Source organism: Alteromonas sp. McT4-15 (genome assembly GCF_020515205.1).
Classification (GTDB): domain Bacteria; phylum Pseudomonadota; class Gammaproteobacteria; order Enterobacterales; family Alteromonadaceae; genus Alteromonas.
The window spans coordinates 1-23404 of record NZ_JAJALG010000040.1; the positions used below are offsets into that span (position 1 = coordinate 1).

At 42.9% G+C, this 23404-nt stretch carries 22 protein-coding genes; 15 read left to right on the top strand and 7 right to left on the bottom strand.

What is annotated here, in order from left to right:
- Nucleotides 1-269: 269 nt before the first annotated feature.
- From LHL20_RS18400 to LHL20_RS18410, 3 genes are all read left to right on the top strand, one after another.
- Entirely contained in the window at nt 270-2801 is a 2532-nt protein-coding gene (locus tag LHL20_RS18400; protein ID WP_226434324.1) for an acylase, read from the top strand.
- Nucleotides 2802-2922: 121 nt separating this feature from the next.
- A complete protein-coding gene (gene sohB / locus LHL20_RS18405) occupies nt 2923-3945 on the top strand; it encodes a protease SohB (protein WP_226434325.1) in 1023 nt (340 codons plus the stop codon).
- A gap of 61 nt (nt 3946-4006) precedes the next feature.
- On the top strand, nt 4007-4651 hold the full coding sequence (locus tag LHL20_RS18410; protein ID WP_159624368.1) for a TetR/AcrR family transcriptional regulator: 645 nt from the start codon (nt 4007-4009) through the stop codon (nt 4649-4651).
- A 50-nt stretch (nt 4652-4701) separates the two neighbouring features.
- Here LHL20_RS18410 and LHL20_RS18415 read toward each other — a convergent pair whose 3' ends face one another.
- Nucleotides 4702-5058 (bottom strand): hypothetical protein, encoded by a 357-nt coding sequence (locus LHL20_RS18415; protein WP_226434326.1) that lies wholly within the window; start codon nt 5056-5058, stop codon nt 4702-4704.
- A 232-nt stretch (nt 5059-5290) separates the two neighbouring features.
- Between LHL20_RS18415 and LHL20_RS18420 the strand changes: the two genes are divergently transcribed.
- Together LHL20_RS18420 and LHL20_RS18425 are read left to right on the top strand one after the other, a co-directional pair.
- Complete coding sequence (locus LHL20_RS18420) at nt 5291-6052, top strand: Nif3-like dinuclear metal center hexameric protein (protein WP_226434327.1); 762 nt, start codon at nt 5291-5293, stop codon at nt 6050-6052.
- A gap of 13 nt (nt 6053-6065) precedes the next feature.
- Nucleotides 6066-6806 carry a methyltransferase gene (locus tag LHL20_RS18425; RefSeq protein WP_226434328.1) on the top strand — a complete coding sequence of 247 codons (741 nt, stop codon included), beginning with the start codon at nt 6066-6068 and terminating at the stop codon, nt 6804-6806.
- Nucleotides 6807-6808: 2 nt separating this feature from the next.
- Here LHL20_RS18425 and LHL20_RS18430 read toward each other — a convergent pair whose 3' ends face one another.
- Both LHL20_RS18430 and LHL20_RS18435 read right to left on the bottom strand, forming a co-directional pair.
- A complete protein-coding gene (locus tag LHL20_RS18430) occupies nt 6809-7834 on the bottom strand; it encodes a 2-hydroxyacid dehydrogenase (RefSeq protein ID WP_226434329.1) in 1026 nt (341 codons plus the stop codon).
- 30 nt (nt 7835-7864) lie between these two features.
- A complete protein-coding gene (locus LHL20_RS18435) occupies nt 7865-8347 on the bottom strand; it encodes a glutathione peroxidase (protein ID WP_202261512.1) in 483 nt (160 codons plus the stop codon).
- Between the two features lie 121 nt (nt 8348-8468).
- Here LHL20_RS18435 and LHL20_RS18440 point away from each other — a divergent pair, with 121 nt between their 5' ends.
- Nucleotides 8469-9329, top strand: a complete 861-nt coding sequence (locus LHL20_RS18440; protein WP_226434330.1) for an NAD(P)-dependent oxidoreductase — start codon at nt 8469-8471, stop codon at nt 9327-9329.
- Between the two features lie 27 nt (nt 9330-9356).
- Here LHL20_RS18440 and LHL20_RS18445 read toward each other — a convergent pair whose 3' ends face one another.
- Entirely contained in the window at nt 9357-10943 is a 1587-nt protein-coding gene (locus LHL20_RS18445; RefSeq protein WP_319003251.1) for a response regulator, read from the bottom strand.
- A 294-nt stretch (nt 10944-11237) separates the two neighbouring features.
- Here LHL20_RS18445 and LHL20_RS18450 point away from each other — a divergent pair, with 294 nt between their 5' ends.
- The 4 genes from LHL20_RS18450 to LHL20_RS18465 all read left to right on the top strand — a co-directional run bounded on the left by LHL20_RS18450 (nt 11238) and on the right by LHL20_RS18465 (nt 15047).
- Nucleotides 11238-12392 (top strand): acyl-CoA dehydrogenase family protein, encoded by a 1155-nt coding sequence (locus tag LHL20_RS18450; RefSeq protein WP_226434332.1) that lies wholly within the window; start codon nt 11238-11240, stop codon nt 12390-12392.
- Between the two features lie 13 nt (nt 12393-12405).
- A complete protein-coding gene (locus LHL20_RS18455) occupies nt 12406-13530 on the top strand; it encodes an enoyl-CoA hydratase/isomerase family protein (protein ID WP_226434333.1) in 1125 nt (374 codons plus the stop codon).
- 123 nt (nt 13531-13653) lie between these two features.
- Nucleotides 13654-14487, top strand: coding sequence for a putative RNA methyltransferase (locus tag LHL20_RS18460; RefSeq protein ID WP_413228908.1), 834 nt, complete (start codon nt 13654-13656; stop codon nt 14485-14487).
- Nucleotides 14484-15047 carry a D-glycero-alpha-D-manno-heptose-1,7-bisphosphate 7-phosphatase gene (locus tag LHL20_RS18465; RefSeq protein ID WP_226434335.1) on the top strand — a complete coding sequence of 188 codons (564 nt, stop codon included), beginning with the start codon at nt 14484-14486 and terminating at the stop codon, nt 15045-15047. The genes LHL20_RS18460 and LHL20_RS18465 overlap by 4 nt, the downstream gene beginning before the upstream one ends.
- A gap of 67 nt (nt 15048-15114) precedes the next feature.
- Here LHL20_RS18465 and LHL20_RS18470 read toward each other — a convergent pair whose 3' ends face one another.
- Both LHL20_RS18470 and LHL20_RS18475 read right to left on the bottom strand, forming a co-directional pair.
- Nucleotides 15115-16632: a DUF3413 domain-containing protein gene (locus LHL20_RS18470; protein ID WP_226434336.1), complete on the bottom strand. Its 1518-nt coding sequence runs from the start codon at nt 16630-16632 to the stop codon at nt 15115-15117.
- Between the two features lie 9 nt (nt 16633-16641).
- Nucleotides 16642-16860: a DUF1414 domain-containing protein gene (locus tag LHL20_RS18475; protein WP_202261501.1), complete on the bottom strand. Its 219-nt coding sequence runs from the start codon at nt 16858-16860 to the stop codon at nt 16642-16644.
- A gap of 159 nt (nt 16861-17019) precedes the next feature.
- On the opposite strand from LHL20_RS18475, the gene yejK reads away from it, so the two are divergent.
- The 3 genes from yejK to LHL20_RS18490 all read left to right on the top strand — a co-directional run bounded on the left by yejK (nt 17020) and on the right by LHL20_RS18490 (nt 20002).
- Nucleotides 17020-18126 carry a nucleoid-associated protein YejK gene (gene yejK, locus LHL20_RS18480; RefSeq protein ID WP_226434337.1) on the top strand — a complete coding sequence of 369 codons (1107 nt, stop codon included), beginning with the start codon at nt 17020-17022 and terminating at the stop codon, nt 18124-18126.
- A 65-nt stretch (nt 18127-18191) separates the two neighbouring features.
- A complete protein-coding gene (locus LHL20_RS18485) occupies nt 18192-19067 on the top strand; it encodes a 6-carboxytetrahydropterin synthase (RefSeq protein ID WP_159624398.1) in 876 nt (291 codons plus the stop codon).
- A 32-nt stretch (nt 19068-19099) separates the two neighbouring features.
- Entirely contained in the window at nt 19100-20002 is a 903-nt protein-coding gene (locus LHL20_RS18490; protein WP_226434338.1) for a M23 family metallopeptidase, read from the top strand.
- 116 nt (nt 20003-20118) lie between these two features.
- On the opposite strand, the gene LHL20_RS18495 is transcribed toward LHL20_RS18490, so the two are convergent.
- A complete protein-coding gene (locus LHL20_RS18495) occupies nt 20119-21942 on the bottom strand; it encodes a M61 family metallopeptidase (RefSeq protein ID WP_226434339.1) in 1824 nt (607 codons plus the stop codon).
- Nucleotides 21943-22119: 177 nt separating this feature from the next.
- Between LHL20_RS18495 and LHL20_RS18500 the strand changes: the two genes are divergently transcribed.
- Both LHL20_RS18500 and LHL20_RS18505 read left to right on the top strand, forming a co-directional pair.
- Nucleotides 22120-22803 (top strand): PilZ domain-containing protein, encoded by a 684-nt coding sequence (locus LHL20_RS18500; RefSeq protein WP_226434340.1) that lies wholly within the window; start codon nt 22120-22122, stop codon nt 22801-22803.
- Between the two features lie 88 nt (nt 22804-22891).
- The gene (locus tag LHL20_RS18505; RefSeq protein ID WP_159624405.1) at nt 22892-23353 is read left to right on the top strand and encodes an Mpo1 family 2-hydroxy fatty acid dioxygenase; all 462 of its coding nucleotides are present in this window, start codon (nt 22892-22894) and stop codon (nt 23351-23353) included.
- The last annotated feature ends 51 nt before the right edge of the window (nt 23354-23404 follow it).

Here is a 23404-nt window from a genome sequence, read left to right on the forward strand (position 1 = left end):
AGAGGATAGGTTATATCCACGATGTGTTAAACCCAAACCAAGTAAGTACCCCGCCAAAAAGAAAAATGCCAGTCAGCTTAACTGACTGGCATTAGGCGTTTGCCGGCTTTTTTGTACGTAAATTATGATGTTGTTTGAATGTTTTATTATGTTAATGTAGTGTAAATTGGTCGGATCTGTTTGTGGTTAAGCCGTTTTAATATCGAGCGGTTTGCAGTATTTGCAAAGGGAGCGGCAAGTACATATTCATCTTTTAGGGACTATTTTTGATGAGAAAAAATAAAAATTTCGCACCTGTTCCAAGCGTATTAGCGCTTTCTATAACAGCACTACTCAGTGGCTGTGGTGACAACGATAATGATTTCAGCAATGTAACGCCAGTAACTCCTGAGCCTCCACCTACGGTAGCGCCCGCACCAACACCTATCCCGGCTTTCGACACTGATGGCACACTAACAGCAGATATTCGATGGACAACTTATGGTGTACCACACATTACAGGTGACAACTTAGAAAGTATGGCTTATGGCGTTGGTTACGCGTTTGCCCGCGACAATATGTGTGTATTGGCGGATCAAATTGTAAAATATAACTCTCAGCGCGCAAAATACTTCGGTCCAGACTTAGTGCCTGGTAGTGGTGACTCGGCACACGTAATTAACGACTTTGGCTATCTTACGCTTGGCATCCGAGAGATTGCTGAGAACAATTTAGCCAAACTGTCGGTAAATTCGCGTGCTATGTTTCAAGGATACACTGCAGGCTATAACCGTTATCTGAGCGATACACCCGAAGAAGAACAAGACCCCAGTTGTGCCGGTCAGCCATGGGTAAGCGACATTGATAGTGTAGACTTGTTAACTTACTCATTAGGTGTAGCGCTTTTGCCTGGCGCTTCTAACTTCTTAGGTCCAATGTTTCTGGCAGCGCCAGAGGGACAAAGCTATTTACCTACTGCGGCTGAGTCTGTGCCGGATGCGGTTGCTTCATCACTTAAGTTTAACCCTGCGGTAACGATGCCTGAAAGAAATCCACAAGAAATGGGCTCAAATGGATGGGGCCTTGGCAGCGACAAAACCACTAATGGCAAGGGTATGGTGTTGGGTAATCCACATTTTCCGCATACTGGGAATCTACGTTTTTGGAATTTTCACGCACAAGTACCTGATTACATGAATGTTACGGGAAGTTCGCTGGTTGGCCTACCTGGTGCTGTTAATATTGGATTTAACGAAAACGTTGCGTGGACACACACGTTTTCAACCGCGGAACATTTCGTGGTGTATCAACTGACGCTCGATGAAGATGATGCAAGCGGCCTCACTCACATGGTTGATGGCAATCGACGTACGATTTATGAAAAGCCTATGCAAATTGATGTTGCGGTTGCGCCAGGGCAAACAATTAAACTCAATAAAACGGCGTATTACACCAACTATGGCCCAATGATTGAAGTACCCGGTAATTTTGAGTGGGATAGTACCAATGCTTTTGCAATAAAAGATGCGAATTTACCTAATTTAGATATTGTTGACCACTGGCTAGCTATGAATATGGCCACATCAATGGATGAGTTTAAACAAGCCTTTAAAGATTACGACGGTGTAATCTTTAACAATACAATGGCAGCGTCAAGTGATGGCCAAGTGTTTTACATAGATGATTCAACGGTGCCTAACTTGACTGAAACGGCAATTGAACAACTAACGACTAACCCGCAACTAATACAAATAAAGGCTGCGGCCGGATTTACTGTATTGCCAGGTAATATTTCGCAGTTTGATTTTGATGGACCAGTGCCATACGAAGAAGCGCCAAAATACGAAGGAACAGATTCGGTTCAAAACTCTAATGACAGCTATTGGCTCACTAACCTTTCATCGCCAATACGTGTAGCTAACCCAATGTACGGTAACGTCGACTACCGGCAAACGCTTCGCTCTCGAATGGGACAGAAGTTCATAGAAACTGAAGCGGGTAGCGATGGTACTTTTACACCAGAAGAAGTTGAATCACTGTTGCTCAATAACAGAAGCTACCTTGCTGAAGACATATTGCCTGATTTACTTCAAGCGTGTGCAGCACAGGGCGACACACCAGTAAACGTTGACGGTACTGATGTGTCTATTGCACAAGCGTGTGATGCGTTGGCAGATTGGGATGGAACAATGAATACTTCAAGCACAGGTGCACATGTATTCAGAGAGTTTGCTTTCCAATTCAACCAGGCTCCACAGTGGGAAGTACCATTCTCTCTTGAAGAACCTGTAACCACGCCATCAGGCTTGGTTCAAAACACGGCTACGCTTGAACAAATGGCACGAGCTGTACAAGTTATTGAACAGGCAGGTGTAGACTTTGATGCACCATTTGGCGAAGTTCAGTTTGTTGAAAGAAGTTTGCCAAACGGAACTGCTTCTGGCGAGAAATTACCATGGGGTGGGGCACACAATATAGAGGGTGGTTTCAACGTCTTTGATAGTATTCGCAGTCGAGACGAAACCTTGTTGCCAAGACACAGTTATAACACCATCAATAACAACACAATTATGAGTGCTGAAGCGCAGGGTTATCATATCAACTATGGAACCAGTTGGGCGATGGTTATTAATTTTACTGATGAGGGCCCCAAAGGTAGAGGAATACTGACGTATTCTCAGTCACGCAAGTTTGGTAGTGAGCATTATACCGACCAGACTCGACTGTATTCTCAGCAACCGACGTTGCGTGACATTTACTTCACTGAGCAAGAAATAGACGACAATACGATAGAACAAGTATCACTATCGTCACAGCAGTAACAAAGCTGGTATCATTACGTAAATGCATCAGTAACCTGGGAAAGCCATGTCGCTTAGCCAGGTTACTTTTTACGTATAGTCGCTTATTGTTGAAAGCGTTGTAGTTTACTAGGAGTAGAGTTTGGAGTTTTTGTACGAATATGGTTTGTTCGTTGCCAAGGCAGTAACACTTGTTGTGGCTTTTGTCGTAGTTGTTTCAACGATTGTGGGCGTTGCGAGCAGACAAAAACCAGGAAAAGGGCAGCTTGAGATAACGTCAATTTCAGAGCAGTTGAAAGATGTAACGCAGTACGCAAAAGAAGTGTTACTCGATAAAGACGCGCTTAAAAAGCTTGCGAAAAATCAAAAGAAAGAAGATAAAGCAAAAGCGAAAAACAAGTCCGATGAATCTCCTCAACCTCGTTTATTTGTCATTGATTTTAAAGGCTCAATGGATGCGTCTGAGGTAGAACACTTACGGGAAGAGATCACCGCTATCCTTTGTGTTGCTGAGCAAGATGATGAAGTGTTGGTGCGCCTTGAAAGCGGTGGTGGTGTCGTTCATGGGTATGGATTAGCCGCTTCGCAACTTCAACGAATTAAAGAAAAAGGTCTTAAACTTACCATCGCAGTAGATAAAGTGGCGGCAAGTGGCGGTTACATGATGGCATGTGTTGCTGATAACCTTATCGCTTCCCAATTCGCTTATATTGGAAGCATCGGTGTGTTAGCACAGTTGCCAAATTTCAATAAGCTACTCAAAAAGAATGATATTGAATTCGAGCAGCATACGGCTGGCGAATTCAAACGTACATTGACCATATTTGGTGAAAACAATGACGAAGGCCGAGCGAAATTTAAAGAAGAGATTGAAGAAATTCATGTCCTTTTCAAAGATTTTGTTCATAGCCAACGACCAGAGATGGATATAGACAAAGTTGCAACGGGCGAATATTGGCCGGGTGTTAAGGCAAAAGCCTTAGGTTTAATAGACAACATTTCTACATCAGACGATTATATTTTGGCTCAGTACCCACAGCGTGAAATCTTTAGTGTTAAGTATTCAATTAAAAAGAATGTTGCCGAGAAACTGGGAATGGCCGCTGCAAAAGTGTCAGAGCGAGTAATAATGAAAACGTGGAGCAAAGCGCGCCACTGGTTTTAATTAGAGTTGAGCGGAAGCCTTACCGCTCGTTCTCGAAAACAACAATGATAATAAGAGAATTATGGCACGGCACACTAAGACCGACATTTTAGATGCTGCGGAATTCTTGTTTTCTCAACAAGGATTTACGCAGACCTCTATGCGAGAAATCACGACCAAGGCTGAAGTTAACTTGGCATCAGTTAATTATCATTTTGGTAGTAAGAAAAACTTAATTCAGGCTGTCTTCAAGCGCTATTTCGATCATCTTATGCCAAAAGTTGAGCAAAGTATTGATGAAATAGTTTTGAAGGAAGGGGTAGAGGGCATTGAGGCGTTATTGTATGCGCTCATCCCTCCAATGCTAACACTTAACACGTTATCGCAGCATGGCACGGCGACGTTTGTTAAGTTATTAGGTAGAGGTTACAACGAAACGCAAGGGCACCTTAGACGTTTTATTATGAACGACTACGGCACATGTATCCGCTCATTGGTTAGTGCAATACGCCATTGCTTGCCGCAATTGCCTGAAGAGGAATTGTTCTGGCGCATGCACTTCGCGATGGGAAGTTTTGTTTTTTCCATGGCATCGAGCCAAGCGCTTACCGAAATTGCAGAGTCTGATTTTCACAAACATGTCGATATTGAAGAAGTAATGCGCCATCTTGTTCCCTTCGTAGCACAAGGTATGGCAGGCAGACTATCGCAGCCAATTCCAGCATAAAAAAACGCACCTCTTAGGTGCGTTTCTTACATTTTATATCAATATTCTTATTAACGAGGCAAAGTGGCGCCGGGCGCTTTGTTCTTAAGCTGTTCAGCATAAAAGGCTTTCACTGAGAAACCAGACTTTGCGTTTGATTTCGTGGCCTTTGCTTTTGGTGATTTTTTCTCGTTTGACTTTGCACTTTTTGTTTCGCTTTTTGCTTTAACAGGCTCGCTTTTGACGGTTTCATTTTTGTTACCTGATAGGTCTGCGGTCATTTCTTGTAGCTGTGCCAAGCGTACATTTTTGCCACCATCAACGCTGTACCATCCGCTCTTTGCCTCAATAGAAGGCGCTTTACCGTTTGCTTGCGTATAAGCCTTTGTGAATTCAGCGATTACTTGATCTTTGTCTAGGTTTGCCATGCTTTTTGCTCTTTATTTAATTTAGATGACGAACGCCTTGCTTCAACCCTTATATGTACATTACACAGGTGTACGTGTATTCGGCTTCCATTTAGCCAATAGTCATTGCAATTATCGCCTAACAATACGGCGTATTGCACACGTTCACTGAATTAAAAGGTATAATAGTTAACGTTCGCGTGTTTTTATAACGTTTTTTGACCAATTTGTCTAACTTTCAACCGGAGGCGTCGTGTCAGTCACTAATTACGAATTAAAAAATTACCTTGATGGCATTTTGCGAGTTAATGAGATAGGTGACTATTGTCCGAATGGTTTACAAGTTGAAGGGAAATCGGTAATTCAAAAAGTAGTGACAGGTGTAACAGCGTCTCAAGCATTGCTTGATGCTGCCGTTACGGCGAAAGCAGATGCCATTTTGGTCCATCATGGCTATTTTTGGAAAGGCGAGCCCGCACAGATTACGGGTATGAAAAAGAACCGATTAAAAACATTACTCAGCCAAGACATTAACCTTCTTGCTTATCATTTGCCGTTAGATGTCCATCCAGAATTGGGGAACAATCGCCAACTAGGAAATCTGTTAGGCGTCGATGAAATAACTGCGGCAAGCGGTGTTAAACCAACAGGTGTTGTGATGTATGGCAACTTGCCAGAGGCACAGACGGCAAGCGAACTTAGTGACCGCTTAAGTTCATTGCTTGAACGCAAGATTTTAGTCGAAGGACCAACGGATAAGCCCATAAAACGTATTGCATGGTGCACTGGCGGTGGTCAAAGTTTTATTGAGCAAGCTGTTGAGCTTGGTGTAGACGCTTTTGTTACCGGTGAAGTTTCGGAGCAAACGGTGCACACTGCAAGAGAGATGGGAATTACGTTTTTCGCTGCGGGCCATCACGCCACTGAGCGCTATGGTGTTAAATCATTAGGCGAGCATCTAGCCCAGCAATTTGATGTCGATGTCGAGTTTATTGATATTGATAACCCAGCCTAACAGGTTATCAAAAATGAAGAACGATCGAATATTTGATGGCATAGCAGACACATTTTCAAAAAATATCTATGGCACCACTAAAGGACGCCTGCGTCATACCATCTTATGTGACGTATTAGCGCCTTTTGTGGCTAAGCCACTTAAAGCGATTGACGTTGGTGGTGGGACAGGTGTGATGGCTGCACATCTTGCTTCGCAAGGACATGATGTAGTGCTCACTGATGCATCGAAAGACGTGTTGCAGCAGGCAGAAGAAAATCTGAAGCATTTAGAAGGGGTGACTATACGCCATCAGTACCTTCAAGAAATTGACGACTTGAACCACTTCGATCTGGTGTTGTGCCATGCAGTACTTGAATGGTTAGATGCTCCATTTGATGCAATTACTCACCTTTTCAACAATATGCGGAATGGGGCAACACTAAGTCTCAGTTTTTTCAATCAAGATGCCAATTTATTTGCCAACGCGATTTATGGAAATTTTGACTATATTGCCAAAGGTTTAAAAGCAAAAAAGCAAGTGCGCTTAAACCCAAAACAACCGTTAAGTGCAATGAAGGTAGTGGGTTTTTGTGAATCTCTTGGCTTTAAAGTTAAAGCCAAAGCGGGTATTCGTTGTTTCCACGATTATATGCGTGATATCAGCCATCAGGACAGTAAATATGAAGAACTGCTCAGTCTTGAACGTCAGTATTGCATGTCAGAGCCTTATATGTGGCTCGGTAAATATTTTCATATCGTTTTAGAAAAATAGCGTTAAGTCAGAGGCACTAAATTGTCGTTGTTGATTATGTTACCGACCGTAACCGTGGCAATTTCATTAAGTGCTTCTTGAGTGAAAAAGCCCTGATGCCCAGTGATCAATACATTGGGAAATGTAGTCAGTCGTTGAAAAATATCGTCTTGAATAATATCGCCAGAGTGATCGGCAAAAAAGAGTTCTGATTCCCGTTCGTAAACATCAAGTCCTAAGTGTCCAATTTTCCCGCTTTTGAGGCCTTTAATTATCGCGTTATCATCAATTAGTCCGCCTCGTGAGGTATTGATTAACATTACACCATCGCGCATTAATGAAAGTGATGCTGGGTTAATTATATGGTGGCTGTCATTGTTTAAAGGACAGTGTAGGGTAACGATGTTGCTATTATTAAATAGTTCTTCAAGGGAAACGTAATGCGCTCCCATGTTCACGATGTCGTCATCGTGAAAAGGATCGTAACACAGTATTTTGCACCCGAAGCCGTTAAGTATTCTAATAACTGCCTTACCGATGCGGCCGGTGCCGATTACGCCAACCGTTTTATCGTGAAGTGTAAAACCCAACAAACCATCAAGCGCGAAGTTTCCCTCCCGTACGCGATTATAGGCTTTGTGAGTCTTTCTATTTAACGTTAGTATTAACGCAAGGGTATGCTCAGCCACAGTCTCAGGACTATAAGCTGGCACACGACTTACACTAATTCCACACTCATGCGCCTGTTCAACATCTACATTGTTAAAACCGGCACAGCGCAACGCAATATGCTTCACACCACATTCGTGTAAAACTTTTACAGTACTTGCACTGACATCGTCGTTGACGAAAACGACAACGACATCAATGTCATGACATAATTGCGCGGTATCATTGTTTAATGCATGTTCATAGTAGTTAACGTTAAAGGTAACTCCGCACCCATGCTTTTTCTGAAATAGGGGGGCAAAGACTCTGCGCTCATACATTCGCGTACTAAAAAATGCAACGTTAAAGTGAGTGTTACTATTCGGTAGTGTAGTACGCATTCCAATGCCTCCCCGTAGTGTTTTAAGATGCTATTGCGGCAAAAGAGCCGCTATATCTTTTTCTATTTCGGATGGTTTCGCGGTTGGCGCGTAGCGTTTGACTACCGTACCGTTAGCGTCGACCAAAAACTTTGTGAAATTCCATTTAATACGTTTACTGCCAAGTAACCCCGGTGCTTTTTCTTTGAGCTCATTGTAGAGTGGCAAGGTATCTGGGCCGTTAACGTCTATTTTTTTAGACAACGGGAAGGTTACACCAAAGTTAAGTGTGCAGAACTGCGCAATGTCTTCATCACTTCCGGGTTCTTGATGACCAAACTGATCACATGGAAAGCCGAGGATTTCTAAGCCATTTTCTTTGTGTGTTTTGTATAGCGCCTCGAGCCCTTCGTATTGTGGAGTAAAGCCACATTTACTTGCGGTGTTTACGATCAGTAGCACCTTACCTTTGTACTCGTCTAATGAAATGTCGCGGCCGTCATTTAACGTAATGCCATATTCGTAAATACTCACGTTTGTTTCCTTTTTTCTATTGTTATTGTGTAGAGCGCTTTAGTGCTTATTGGTGTTTGTGTTACATTCGAACCACATCGTAATGCTGCATCAATAAGACAATTACAAGAGTATATTTAGAATGACAGATTTAAAAGTAAGTTTTCTTGGGTTGGGCGTAATGGGCTACCCAATGGCCGGCCATTTAGTTAACGCAGGCTTAAATGTCACGGTGTACAACCGCACTTTTAAAAAAGCACAAGAATGGGCTAACGAATACAACGGACGTGCTGTCAGCACGCCTGAAGAAGCTGTAGAGGGTGCTGATATTGTTTTGATGTGTGTGGGTGACGACAATGATGTTCGTGAAGTGGCCAATCGCGCCCTTTCGGCAATGAAATCTGGCGCCATTTTAGTCGACCACACTACCGCTTCTGCCGATGTGGCAAGAGAACTACATGCATTATGTATGGCCAAACAAATAGGATTTCTCGATGCACCAGTCTCTGGAGGTCAAGCTGGCGCGCAAAATGGCCAACTCACTATCATGGTGGGTGGTGATAGCGATGCTTATGAAAAGGCTGAGCCAGTATTACAGATTTACGCACGTCATAGCCAGTTACTTGGTACATGTGGAAGTGGCCAATTAGCTAAAATGATGAACCAAATCTGTATCGCTGGTATTGTTCAGGGACTTGCCGAAGCGTTACATTTTGGACAAAAAGCAGGCCTTGATTGTAATGCTGTTGTTGATGTTATTAGCAAAGGTGCTGCCCAGTCATGGCAGATGGAAAATCGCGCTTCTACAATGTTGGATAATAGTTTTGATTTTGGTTTTGCTGTCGATTGGATGCGAAAAGACCTTAATATCGCACTAGATGAAGCTAGAAAAAATGGCTCTACACTTGCGCTGACTGCTCTTGTCGACCAGTACTATGCCGACGTTCAAAAACTGGGTGGTGGAAGATGGGATACGTCGAGTCTGTTAACTCGATTAAAGTAAAACCGCAACAAACACATGCTCTGGACATCAGGTATGTATTTGAACCCTTGCTAGTTCAGATAACTGCGCCAAACGCGCTTTGTTTGGCGCTGATAACACATCATTGTGAAGGGTTTCGAATAGTTGGTCTAAGTCGTATTTGCGATACACCCTAGTGTCTGACTCAATCATACTTTGTAGTAAGTTCAGTCCAAAAGCCGCGGTTTCTGGCGATAAGTGATAGGCGTCGTAAAAGTGTTTCATTGCAGCGTCTAATTCGCCTTCTAAAAAGAGCTGCGTGCCTGTCTCGTTGATGGCGACAGCTTGTTCATGATTTAAACCAAGCGACTGGCCACCGCTGAATATTAACGCGTCATTGGTTACTTGTTCTGAAATAGCTTGTAACTCTTGATTTTTGTCTTTTGCCATGAGTAATAGTTCACCGGCTTTTCGTTCATCTCCCAAGCCGTGATGTACTTTAGCGGCTACAACAAGGGTGGATGGCTCTGTTCGCAAGTAATTGTCGATATATTCTGCTTCTAACAAATGACTGGCTTTATCTACGTCATTATCTAATATGGCAGAGTAAGCGAGTAGGTAGTCACGCTTTTGCAGTACCTGAGGATCGCCCTGGCTTCGACCCGCGATGCCCACGAGCTTTCTTGCTTGAGACAAACTTTCTGACCTATTAGTCTCTGGTGCCGTTTCTGCCAGCATGAGGTAAAACTCAGCAAGTTCAAAAGTAAAGTCGTTAAATTGGTCTTTGGCACTTCTGTGCATTGCACGCTTTTTTTGCAGTAAATCAATGGCGTCAATGACTTTGTCTTGCTTTTGAAACGCCATACTTTTGAGCTTTGCGGCGGGTAAACTTAATTCACTGAATTTTATTTGATCAAGGTACTTCTCGACATCATCAAAAGCACTTTGTTCGAAAGACAACGACGCTAACCATTCGAATGCTTTATCACGCGCTAAGCTGGAATTGACCATCTCATCCAACTGGGTTTTGCATTGTGACCAATAACCAGCCGTATATTGGCACTTAATTTTTCCCCACTGAGCCCATAATACTTTATCGGAATGCGTAAGGACGTCTTCGTAAATTTTCAACGCACGAAGAGGTTCACCATTTTCAAACAACAACCTAGCGTATAGTCGCCTAATATCTGCTATGAGGCGGGTAGGCACCCCTTCTTTTATTTTTCCATGAATAATACTGATGGCACGTTCAGTCTCTTTGTTGTCGAGTGCGTGCAACACATTCTTAACGTAGTCTCTGTATTGGAGATACTGCTTAATTTGCCGTGAAAGCGAAGCGATAGTGTAAGGTTTAATAAGGAGCACATCAGGCTGAATATCCATAATACGACCAATGGTCTGTGGTGCGCCATCAGACGTAAGAAAAATGATCCCAGTACTGGGTTTTATATAACCAGATTCACGCAAGGTGTGGATCCACTCGACACCGCTTTTTCCCGCTCCGAGATGGAAGTCCATAAGCAATAACTCAAAATTTTGCTTTTTGAGCGCTGACTTGAGTTCATATCCTGAAGCGAAACTGCTTACCGATAAATTGGCAATAGACATAAGATGGCCACGCAAGGCAGTGCGCGCAGTTGCGTTGTCTTCGACAATGGCAATTCTAAATTCCAAAATATCACAGCCGTCTATTGGGAGTATTATAAGCTTACCAGTCGCGTTGTAGAGTTTCACTATTCAAAGTGATAACTGATGAAATTTTAAAATACCTTTGGCATCAAACCGCAAAGCGACACCGCTAAAAACACTGCGAGCGCCAATACGTCACAAAATATTTACGTTATTCAACACTTGTTTTTAACAAAATTGTGCCTTTACGTTTACGTAAGGGGTAACTATTGGGTAATGTGTTAACAATTACATTGATACAACAGACTATAGGTAAGCTTTATGAACTTTGAGTTAACCGACGATCAATTAGCATTTGAAGAAACCGCTAGACAGTTCGCGCAGCAAGAACTTGCGCCAAACGCAGCAATGTGGGATCGCGAACACCATTTTCCAGTAGAAGCAATTAAGAAAGCGGGTGAACTCGGCTTTTGTGGGTTATATGCGCCAGAAGAGGCGGGCGGTCTTGGACTATCACGTTTAGACTCATCAATTATTTTTGAACAGCTATCAATGGGGTGTACCACTACCACTGCGATGCTGACCATACATAATATGGCAACTTGGATGATTGCTACTTGGGGAAGTGAATCCTGTAAGGCGATGTGGTGCGATCAGTTAGTAACAGGTGACAAGCTTGCTTCATATTGTCTAACCGAGCCTGGTGCGGGTTCTGATGCCGCGTCGTTAAAAACTAAGGCGATAAAAAACGATAAAGGCTATGTGCTAAACGGTTCAAAAGTATTTATCTCTGGTGCGGGTAGTACCGACGTACTTGTCGTGATGGCACGAACAGGTGGTGATGGCCCTAGTGGTGTGTCAGCATTTGCTGTTCCGGCTAATCTAGATGGTATCGAATATGGTAAAGCCGAAGAGAAAATGGGGTGGAATGCGCAACCTACTCGTATGATCACTTTCGACAATGTTCAAGTTGAAGAAAGCTGGCGTTTAGGTGAGGAAGGACAAGGCTTTAAAATGGCCATGCAAGGTCTTGACGGAGGGCGTATCAATATTGCTACTTGTTCTGTCGGTACTGCACAGCAAGCCCTTAATACTGCGCGAACCTATATGACAGAACGCGAACAATTTGGTAAGCCAATTGCGGGCTTTCAGGCATTGCAATTTAAGTTGGCAGACATGGCGACAGAATTGGTAGCAGCACGTCAAATGGTACGCATGGCTGCGTGTAAACTTGATAACAATGATGCTGATAAAACAACGTATTGTGCCATGGCGAAACGTTTTGCTACCGATGTAGGCTTTAATGTGTGTAATGATGCCTTACAACTTCACGGTGGATATGGTTACATAAAGGAATATCCGTTAGAGCGTCACTTCAGAGACGTGCGCGTTCACCAAATTCTTGAAGGCACTAATGAAATAATGCGTGTCATCATTGGTCGACGATTATTAGCGGACGAGCGCAACGTACTGTAATCAAGGAGCAACTATGAGCCAAATGGAGCCAGTCGTCATTGTCGATGAGTTAAAGACCGCTTGCCAAGCATATGCCATTGGAAGACTAACATTAAACAAAGAAAAAGCGCTAAACGCGCTTGATTTAGAGATGGCAAAGAGCATGCTGGACGCGCTCCAAGCATGGCAGAGTCGAAGCGATATTGTCGCTGTAGTGGTAGATGCTGCGGGTGAAAAAGCATTTTGTGCAGGTGGCGATATTGTGTCGATGTACAATGCCATGGTGGAAAGTCACGGAGAAATCCCAGCATTTCTTGAAGACTTTTTTAAGACTGAATACACCCTAGACTACACCATTCACAACTACGATAAGCCTATTGTGGTATGGGGCAGTGGCATTGTAATGGGTGGCGGTATGGGACTGCTTTGCGGTGCCAGTCATCGAGTTGTTACTGAAACGTCGCGTTTAGCAATGCCAGAAATAACTATTGGTCTGTACCCCGATGTGGGCGGTAGCTATTTTTTGCCACGATTACCCGGAAAGTCAGGGGTGTTTCTTGGGCTAACTGGCGGGCAAATGAATGCCAGTGATGCGTGTTATGTCGGGTTAGCTGACCACTGTGTTGCTAGCAATCAAAAGCAAGCTATGCTCCATGCTTTGATTTCGCATAGTTGGGCTGATTGTCAAGCGTTGTCTGACGATGTATCAATGCTGCTCAACAATCTTGAAAAACCTGAGAGTGTAATAGAAGGCAATGTTGAGCCTAATATGTCGCTTATTGACGATTTGTGTCGCTTCGATAATGTTGAAGATGTTGTTAGCGCAATATGGGGTGCCGATATGCAAGGTGACAAATGGTTATCCAGAGCACAGGCGACGTTGGCTAAAGGCTCGCCTATAACCATGCATTTGGTATTTGAACAGTGCGAGCGCGGTGCGTCTATGAGTTTGGCTGAATGCTTTAAAATGGAAGCGGATATGTCATGTCGCTGTGGTGAAAGCGGTGAATTCCAAGAGGGTGTGCGTGCTTTGTTAATTGATAAAGACATGAAACCAAAGTGGAAATACCCATTGGTGAGCGATGTACCAAAAGAAGTCATTGAGCACTTTTTTACTTCACCTTGGACAGAAGACGCTCATCCGTTAAAAGCACTATAACAACATTTAACCGCTGAACAATTATCTTTATCTAAGAGATAAGGACTAAAGCCCTAGCTGTCACTAGGGCTTTGTTTTTGGTAGACTCACACTTAAATTTTGGTAACCAAAGACGACATTGTTATGTGGCTATGCCCACTGTGTAAATCGGCTATCTCTTTGCATAGCAAGGCCATAAAATGTGAAAACAATCACAGTTTTGATAAGGCCAAATCCGGGTACGTTAACTTACTACCAGTGCAGTTCAAAAAGTCGAAAGTGCCTGGTGACGATAAAGCGATGGTAAAAGCCCGCCGTGAGTTTCATGAACTCAATGCCTACAAACCACTTAAAGATAGGCTTGTTCAACGCCTAGCACAGCACCTAATACCTTCAAATGATACCGCTTCTCTTGTTGCGGTTTACGATTCTGGATGTGGCGAGGGAAGCTATCTTGATGCCGTGGTCAACGGCCTAAAGCAGTTAGGCTATAACTGTAGTGGAGCGGGTAGTGATATTTCGAAAATTGCGGTGGAGATAGCTTCAAAGGCCTTCAAGACACATCAATTTGTTGTAGCAAGTAGTTTTGATTTGCCGCTTGAGGATGCATCACAAGATGTCATGATCCAAGTGTTTGCTCCGGGAAGCAACAGCGAATATGTACGTGCACTAAAATCTGATGGTTTATTACTTACGGTCGACCCTAGTGCTGATCATTTGTATGAAATAAAGTCACAAATTTACGATAACCCAAAAAAGCACGAATCAAAAGATACGCAAAGGGAGGGCTTACGCGCTGTATTGTCTGAGAGATTAACTTTTCCTATCACTCTTACATCGAAAGCGCACGCGCTAGCACTAATCAAAATGACCCCTTTCTATTGGAAATTACCTCAGGGACGGATTGACGAGATTGTAGAGTTATTGAGTGTAGTGACTGCTGATTTTCATATTCAACTGTGGCAGAAAGCAGAATGAATAAAGCCCTTTTTTTAGACCGTGACGGTGTAATTAATGTCGATCACGGCTATGTAGGACACTATGCAGATTTTCAATACATAGATGGCATTTTCACATTAATCCGTCGCTACCAAGACAGCGGGTTTGTCCCTGTTATTGTCACTAATCAAAGTGGTATAGCGCGGGGCTATTACACTGAATCAGATTTCTGTTTGCTTATGGAGCGTGTGCAGCAAGATTTTAACGAACATGGTATACACCAAGTGCGCGTATATCATTGCCCACACCACGAACAGGGAAGTGTAGCTCAATTTGCCAGACCGTGTGATTGTAGAAAGCCAGCTCCAGGAATGTTGATTAAGGCACAGCAAGAGCTAAATATTGACGTGGCACGTAGCGTAATGATTGGTGATAGTTGGCGCGACATTGTGGCGGCAGATGCAGCAGGTGTGCGCCGCAGCTTTTACCTAACTAATGGCTCGATTACTCAAGAAATGTTAAAAGAACTTGATGAAAAGCATAGTGTAAATCAAGTGGCTACACTTGCTGAAATACGTGATATAGAAGAAGGAAGGTGAAAGTCATCTCGCGTTACGCGTAACGTAAATTGATAATAAAAAAGGCGCCGGTGTTGGCGCCTTTTTTTTAGTTCTGTTTTGAAAAGCGAGATAGGTGTTTTATAGCTTGAGAGAGTAAATCTACATTTAATGCGTCATTACTTCTCTTGCCAGTTCTCATATCGCTTATCTCATAACTACCGTTACTTAATACATCAGTGCGCTTGTTGTCGTGGAACACAACAATACGCTCACCAGATGTACTAACCAGCCATGAACGAGAAGGTGACAGTAAATTTTGGCCAGTTGAATAATACGTTGATGGCGCTGAGCAACCTAGGGCATTGAGAATTGTTGGCGCTAAATCCTCAGTGCTCGCAAGCGACGCTTTTAAGGGTAAATTACTTAAAAGGTGCCCTTTACCAAATTCACTTGAAAACCCAGTTGCTACAATAACGTCGTGCCCTCGAGATAGTGCATCTGACGCATAGCGATTGATGTCATCGCCATTAAGAAATGCAATATGTAAACCCTGATGATTATTAGTAAGCGGTTGTATATAGCCTGACAGTTGAGGAAGCGGCAATGCAACTTCACTGTGAATAGAAACAGGCATGCCTGAGCCAAGCGGCAACGCTAAAAGAACAGGGCGTTTTTGAGACAACGCGTCTTGGTATATTTCAGGTACACCGAACAACGTGGTCGTAATCAGCCCCTCAATACTACTTGCCGTTGAATAATAGTCACCAATAACATTTAATGACGTATCTGCAAATTCGGGTAATGGACTACTATCGGTTTGCACAACCACAGTAAGATTCTTACTGGTTTCTATAGAACAGTACACAGGTTCCGCAGGGTAGGTAATGCTGTGAATGTCTGGGTTGAATTGAAGCTGCTTACGCTCTTCGTAGGCGGCTAAGTCTAATAACCCATAACGAGACATCGTGGTTTTTGCTGTAGCAGGGTAAGACAATGGAAACATGTTGTCTTGTTTAATGATAGGCTGGTACAACTTAGCATCTGCCCATACATGAATAGCATGACTGGTTACAAAACAACTTACAAAGAACGTTGTGACCGGTATGCCGATTTTATAGCGTGAAAATCGTTCTACTCGCTTCCATATTGCATTGGCAAGCACAAGCTGAAAACCTAACCACACTATGAATAGCAAGAACAAAAACGCCCACTGTTGCCAGTTCTCCATTGCAATTTGGGATTGCGCTTGGTTTTTAAGCAAGTCAGCGGCATAAAAGCTGATGTGAAAACCTGTGCGATTGAACAACAGGGCATCGAACGCCAACAATGCTAATCCTACTGCAGCGATAATGGAGGCACTTGCTTTTATGACTCTTTGGTTACTGACTAAATAGCACAAAGGCAATATAAAAATAACAAAGCCAAAGAAGGTCATAAAGCCGATATGACCGAACCAGTTAGCTAAAAGGTAAAGGGTGCCGACACCCGTACCAGGCATAGGCGACGAGAAGACGAAAATTGACGCTATCACAATGGCAATTATGATATTGGCTAAAGCAAACCAATGGCCCCAATTGACGAGTTTGGTCACACGCTGGCGACGAGGTGATTCGGCAAGTATCATGCGAAACCCCTAGTTGCTCTTGACGCTTTTTTTCAAAACATCGGCAAACTGTGTGGCCATTGCCTCGCGGTTCTCTGGGCTTACTTGCGTATTCAATATATGGGTAATGACATTACCTAACACCATAAGTGAAAGGTCGCGATTTGCACCACCTTCTTCAAGTGTTAAAATAACTTTGTTCATTAGCGCTTCGAATTCGTCGTTGCTGTAACGGCTGGTTTGGGGCATTGCTACGCCTCTTTTTTATGATTTCTTTGATAAAAAGAATGGTTTTACTCGTAAAATGATTATAATCGTTGTTTGAGTGAGTACAATCATTCATTCTAAAATCCCGCAAATCTTTGGATATTTCTGACACTTTTTAAGCAACAGGACACCCGATAATCTATGAGTGCACTGATTCATCACTTCGTTGTTCATCGTTTAATCGTTAACAAAGAAGAGAAAATAGAGGCTATTCCTCGCGAAAAATGCTTGGCCGTTACGCCTGAAATTGAGCTTCTTGCTCACCAAATTAATCACAGCTTTAATACAAAGCCAGGTAAAGGGGTAGGTCATTTTATAACTGAAGTGACGCGTGCCACCGAAGTTGAAAACGACGACGGTGAAAAAACGACCCAAGAAAGCACTCAGGATGTATCTGAGTTTGCTGTTGCGTTAAAGCAATACATGGATATCCACAAAGCGGCGGGCGATAATGTCGAAGACGCTTTTCATGGATTTTCAGTCGAGGCAACCAAGCGCCTTGTAAAAACGTTGGCGGATACAGGGACAGTCGAAACCGGCTTTCTCATTTTCTGTCAGTACGAGTACTTAGCCACACAATATCTGATGATTACACTGCTTAACACACGTTCTCACGTTGAGGTGACCAATTCATTAGACTTGTCTGCAAGAGAGCACTTGGACCTAGCGAAAATGCAATTGGCGGTACGCTTTGATTTAACGCAGTGGGAAATTCAACCAGAACAACAGCGCTACGTCAGCTTTATAAAGGGGCGTATGGGTAGAAAAGTGTCTGATTTCTTTATGCAGTTTGTGGGCTGCGAAGAGTTAGTTGATGTTAAGCAGCAAAATAAACAGCTTATTTCAACGGTAGACGCTTATTTAGCCAGTGAGTCATTAGATCCTCAAGAGCAACATCAGCATCGCGAAGAAGTAAAAACCTACTTCAAAGAAAAAATTGATGCTGGCGAGAGCCTCTCTGTTGATGAATTAGCCAATCGTTTACCCAGTAATGAAGATACCAGCGCGAACTTCTCTTCATTTACGCAGTCATTAGAGGTACCGCTTGAAAAAGAGATTCAACCAGATCCAGCGGCCCTTAAGCAATTAGCTAAATTTACTGGGCAAGGTGGCGGTGTTTCAATTAGTTTTGAACGAAAATTGATGGGTGAACGCGTATTTTACGATCCGTCAACGGATACCTTAACCATACGTGGTATTCCGCCAAATTTAAAAGATCAGTTGAATCGTCAATCTTCTATGGACTAATCACTGCGCGCAGTGAATAAAAAAAGTATACTAGTAACAGAATATAAACTCGTTCCAAGGGTGTTATGCAATTATTTGTTAATGATCTGACAGTAATGGATTTCTCTTATCTGTGCCCCAAGCGCGGCATGGTAGGTGAAAGCTGGATTGTCGATGTGGTGTTGGACGGTGAGCTCAACGAAGAGAGCATGGTTCAGGACTTTGGTCACGTCAAAAAAAACCTAAAGCGGTTAATAGACGAATATGTTGATCACAAACTTCTCGTACCTGCTGAATACAGTGGAGCAGAAGTCATTCACGATGACGTAAGCGAGCAAGTTGAAGTTAGATTTACTTGTGAAGACGCGCGCAGCATTATGCTGCATTGTCCGGCTGAGGCGTACGCTTTTGTGTATAGCGATGTCATAGACATGGAATCGGTTGGCGTGTATCTAAAAGAAGTACTTGCCACACACTTACCTGAAAACGTAGACAACATTACGTTGAATTTGCGTGCGGAAGTCATTAATACGCCGTTCTACCATTATACCCACGGGCTTAAAAAGCACGATGGTAATTGCCAGCGCATCGCACACGGCCACCGTTCTAAAATTGATATTATTATCGATGGTAAGCCGTGCATGGAAAGCCAAGCATACTGGGCAAAGCGGTGGGAAGATATCTACATAGCTACGCGCGAAGATGAAATTGACTATCAAAAGCGCCAGCTTCAAGGGACAGTTGCATCGCCTTCTGATTATTATTGCTTTGCCTATGAGTCGTCACAAGGCTATTTTGAGTTACTTATGCCAAAAGCTGATTGTGAAGTGATTGACACTGATTCAACGGTAGAATGTCTTGCTCAGTACCTGTTGCAAGAGCAAAAAAAGCGCACACCTGATGGTATCTGCCAAGTTATCGCTTATGAAGGTGTAGGAAAAGGCGCGACAGTTAAAGGCTAAACGGTAGCAACGGATAGTGTAAGGACAAAATAATGTTGAACTTGGCTAAGCGTAATCTTGTAAATGTGTTAAGTGCAGCGGTAATCACATTAGGTTTAGGTTCTTTTGCAGCAATTACAGTAGGTATACCAGCAGCATTTGCCAGTGACTCTACAGAAAGTTCTGAAGAAGACGTACTGGTACTCAATGGTAAACTAACACAGGGAGCACTTGTACGCGGCCAGGTTCCCGTTGGTGCCACGGTATTTCTAAATGATGCAAAGGTGGAAACTAACCGCGCTGGAAAGTTTGCTATTGGCTTTAAGCGTGAAGCCCCCTTGTCGCAGCAATTACGCGTTGAATTACCCACTGGCGAGGCAGTAACACGAACACTTACACTACAAAAGCGTGAATATAATATTCAACGTATTGATGGTCTTGAACAAAAAATGGTGACACCGCCCGCTGAGGTCACCGCTCGCATTAAACGTGACAACATTAATGTCGCTAACGCCCGCAGTTCTAATACTGACATTGATGCATTGTTTACGCGTTTTGAATGGCCTGCAACGGGTCCTATCTCTGGTGTTTATGGCAGTCAACGAATACTAAATGGCGTTCCTAAATGGCCGCATTATGGCGTTGATATTGCGGGGCCTACCGGCACACCGGTATATGCACCCGTTGATGGTATTGTGACGTTAGCTGATGATCTTTATTACTCTGGTAATACCTTAATTTTAGATCATGGGATGACGGTGTTTTCTACCTTTCTTCATCTTGACACTATCACCGTAAGCGTTGGTGATAAGGTTAAACAGGGCGAACAAATTGGAACCATTGGTTCAACTGGCCGTTCAACTGGGCCGCACTTAGATTGGCGTATTAACTTAGGCAAAGTGCGCTTAGACCCTCAAACTGTTGTTACAGGTTCGCCAGAATCGTCTGATAACTAGCACAACACGGGGCGCTGTGTTCTAGAAGGCGTTTCACTAATTGGCAAAATTACGTAATAAATCGCGAAAAACGTAAAAGAAAGGGGCTAAATGTACGCCCCTTTTTTTATACCTTTTCAAAAGCCAGATGATAACTTGTTAACAGCTAGCCAGTGTGCCAACTTTTCACTATCGACAATTTCAAAATATGCCATTTCTTGACGCGCAGGTATAATTGGCAAGTCTAGTGTTAATAATCTACCGTCGCGTATTACAGTCACATTCACGCAATCATCTTTAGTGGTATCGAGAATTCTCTGTAACTTCTGTGCGTTTACCACATGTTGGTTAACCGCAATGATAATATCATTTACCAAGATACCGGCCTGCTGTGCGGCTAGGCCTTCGAAGACTTGCATTACCGATAAACCAAGTTGTTCAGCTTTTAGTGTGGCACCTAATTGATGGTGAATTGGTTTTTGTGTTGCTAATCCACCTTTATCATCACCAGAAACCCGCGCTCGCGTTTTATATTCCACGCCCATTCGAGTGACAATTTCATGTAAGGCCACATCTTGTGTACCGTAAACAACCGCGTCTAAATAGTGACTTACATCTATACCAAAATGTGTTTTACACAGTTTTTGTATTACATCGTCAGGTGTACCAATTTCACCTTTTCCGTAGTGTTCCCACAGCAGTTTCATCAGGCTGTCGATGTTATATGCGCCGTTACTTTCACTTCGAAGGAGTAAGTCTAAACCAAGGGCGATAATGCCACCTTTTGTGTAGTAACTTACAATATTGTTGGGTGCACTGGCATCTTGTTTATAAAACTTGGTCCATGCGTCAAAGCTACTTTCTGCAGCACTTTGCTTATGTCTACCTTCGTTTTGTAATAAGCGACTGACATTTTGAGCCACAATGTCGAGGTATTTTTGTTCGCTGATCACACCAGTTCGTGCAAGCGTTACATCGTCGTAAAAGCTGGTAAAACCTTCGTATATCCATAATTGATTAGTATAGGTTTCACACGATAAATCCGGTGTAACCATGACTTCTGGTTTTATTCGCTTTACATGCCAAGTATGAAAAAATTCATGGCTGCAAAGGCTCAAAAAGGTAATGTAACCATCCGTTTTTGTTTCACTTTCGCCTATCAAAGGTAAATCAAAACGAGGATAAAGGAGTGCTGTAGAATATTTGTGCTCAAGTCCGCCAAAGCCATTATCTGCCAGCAAAGTCATAAACAAATAATCTTTTATGGGGTGTGGCTCACCAAATAAATTAAGATGGTGGCGACAAATAGGCGTGAGATCACAAGCTATCCGCGCGTAATCAATATTATTATGGCCAGAAAACAATAAGGTAAAGTTCACACCGTCAACCGTGAAGGTATAGGTGTCTGCTTCGCCAATATAGATGGGATGGTCTATAAACTCTAAGTAATTCTCAGCACAAAAATACCATGTTGTTGCGACATCATCTGAGCTTGTTGCACCGTTTACCGGCATTGATGTGTAGGCTTTCCAGTTTGCAAGGTGATCATCGCACTGGGGCACGATTACCTCTAAAGTGCATGGAGCATTAGGTAATTCATCAACACTTAAAAAGGCACTAGTGCCATTTATGAATGCGTATTCATCATTAATAAACGCAGAACGAATAGATAAGTCATTTGCGTGAATCACGTAGGAAATTTGGCAAGGCTTACCTTGCGTGTGGACTCGCCATGTCTGCTTATCCTGTTTATCTATAGTGAGAGCCGTCTCTGCATTTGTCGCATTAATTGTTACTACGCTTTTTGCAAAATCACGGACCATATAACTACCTGGTATCCAACTAGGCAGGGAAAGTGTAATGAATTCGTGGTCATGCTCAGGAATGCATAACGTTACAGAAAACTCATTGGCACGCCAATTTGAAAGCGAAAGGGCGTAATGCAATGTTGAAGAGGCCATAAAACAACCTTTACGTGTGGATAATACTGAATACCCATACTATACAATGTATTAGCGCGGTCTTAAATCAATTAACCATGATGCACATCAACCTAGGTCTATGAACATTTTGTCACTCACCGTAAAACAGGTTACATTGGTGTTATATCGTATAAACGTAAGAAAAATAGTCATAAAATGCCTGAGCAGATGCAAAGTAAACTGATAAGTTCTGAAGGTCTAGCATCCCTTAAAACCCTTGACCCGGGTGATGTAGTTGACTTGCAGATAGCCATGCCAGCTGCACCAAAACGAGTAAAAACAGAGTACGTTGGCATGCTAGTGGACGAATGTTTGTTGTTTCACATTCCTAATTCTGCGAAGTGGATCACTGTTCGAGATGCGCTAACTGTTGGTAATGAAGTAGTTGTGCGCTCTATATTAGAAGGTGACACCGGGCAGGTGATCGCGTTTCGCGTAAAAGTACTAAAACTGATGTCTAAGCCGTCTGGTCTGCTGGTGACGACGTTTCCTCGCCGTATTGAAAGCATTGGCCTTCGCTCAGCGAAAAGGGTGCAGTTGGGTATTTCCGTATCGTTAAAGTCAGAGGTTTACCCTGATGATGAAACTGTGTCGGGCATAATAGTCGATATATCACCTAAAGGTTGTAAAGTCGCACTTCAGGTAAAGCCAAACTGGGAAATCATGATAGATGAGTCAAAGGTTTTTCTTAACTATGCACTAGACTCAGAAGAAGTGTCGCTACAAGCTAAGGTAAAAAATCATAAGCTTGAGAAAGATATCGTGTACTACGGTCTTGCTTTTGATTGTGACGAAAAACTAGTGAACACGTTACTTTCACGGCATACGTTAATAAGCTAAGCACAGATGAATTTGCTTTTTTGTTTCGTGTTAATTCACGAGCACCCTGTAACTTAAAATAAAAACAGACAGAAATGGGGAGTGATTTATGAGAAGTATAGAACGACTACTGCTGCAATACGGTGAAAGCCATCAAAATAAAACAAATGTACTCATTCATGCTATCGCGGTACCAAGCATTTATTTCGTTACATTAGGACTTTTGTGGAGCGTGCCGGTACCTGATTTTATTGCACAGTTTTCAGTGACATGGGCACACATTCTCGCAGTACCTGTATTGTATTATTACTTCTCATTATCTGGTCCTATTGGCGCTGCTATGACCCTATTAACTATTGCCTGTTTTGGCGGTGTTAACTTATTAGTGTGGCTAAACATTTCAGTGTGGAAGTTCTGTTTAACCTTGTTTGTTGTAATGTGGATTTTGCAATTCATCGGTCATAAGATAGAAGGGAAAAAACCGTCATTTTTTGAGGATTTACGGTTTCTGTTAGTCGGTCCTGCATGGTGGTGGGTTCATTGGCTCAAGCGACTAAATATTAGCTACTAGGTCAATACGCCCTCGTAATATCTCGCAGGTAAATGACAAATATTGTCATTT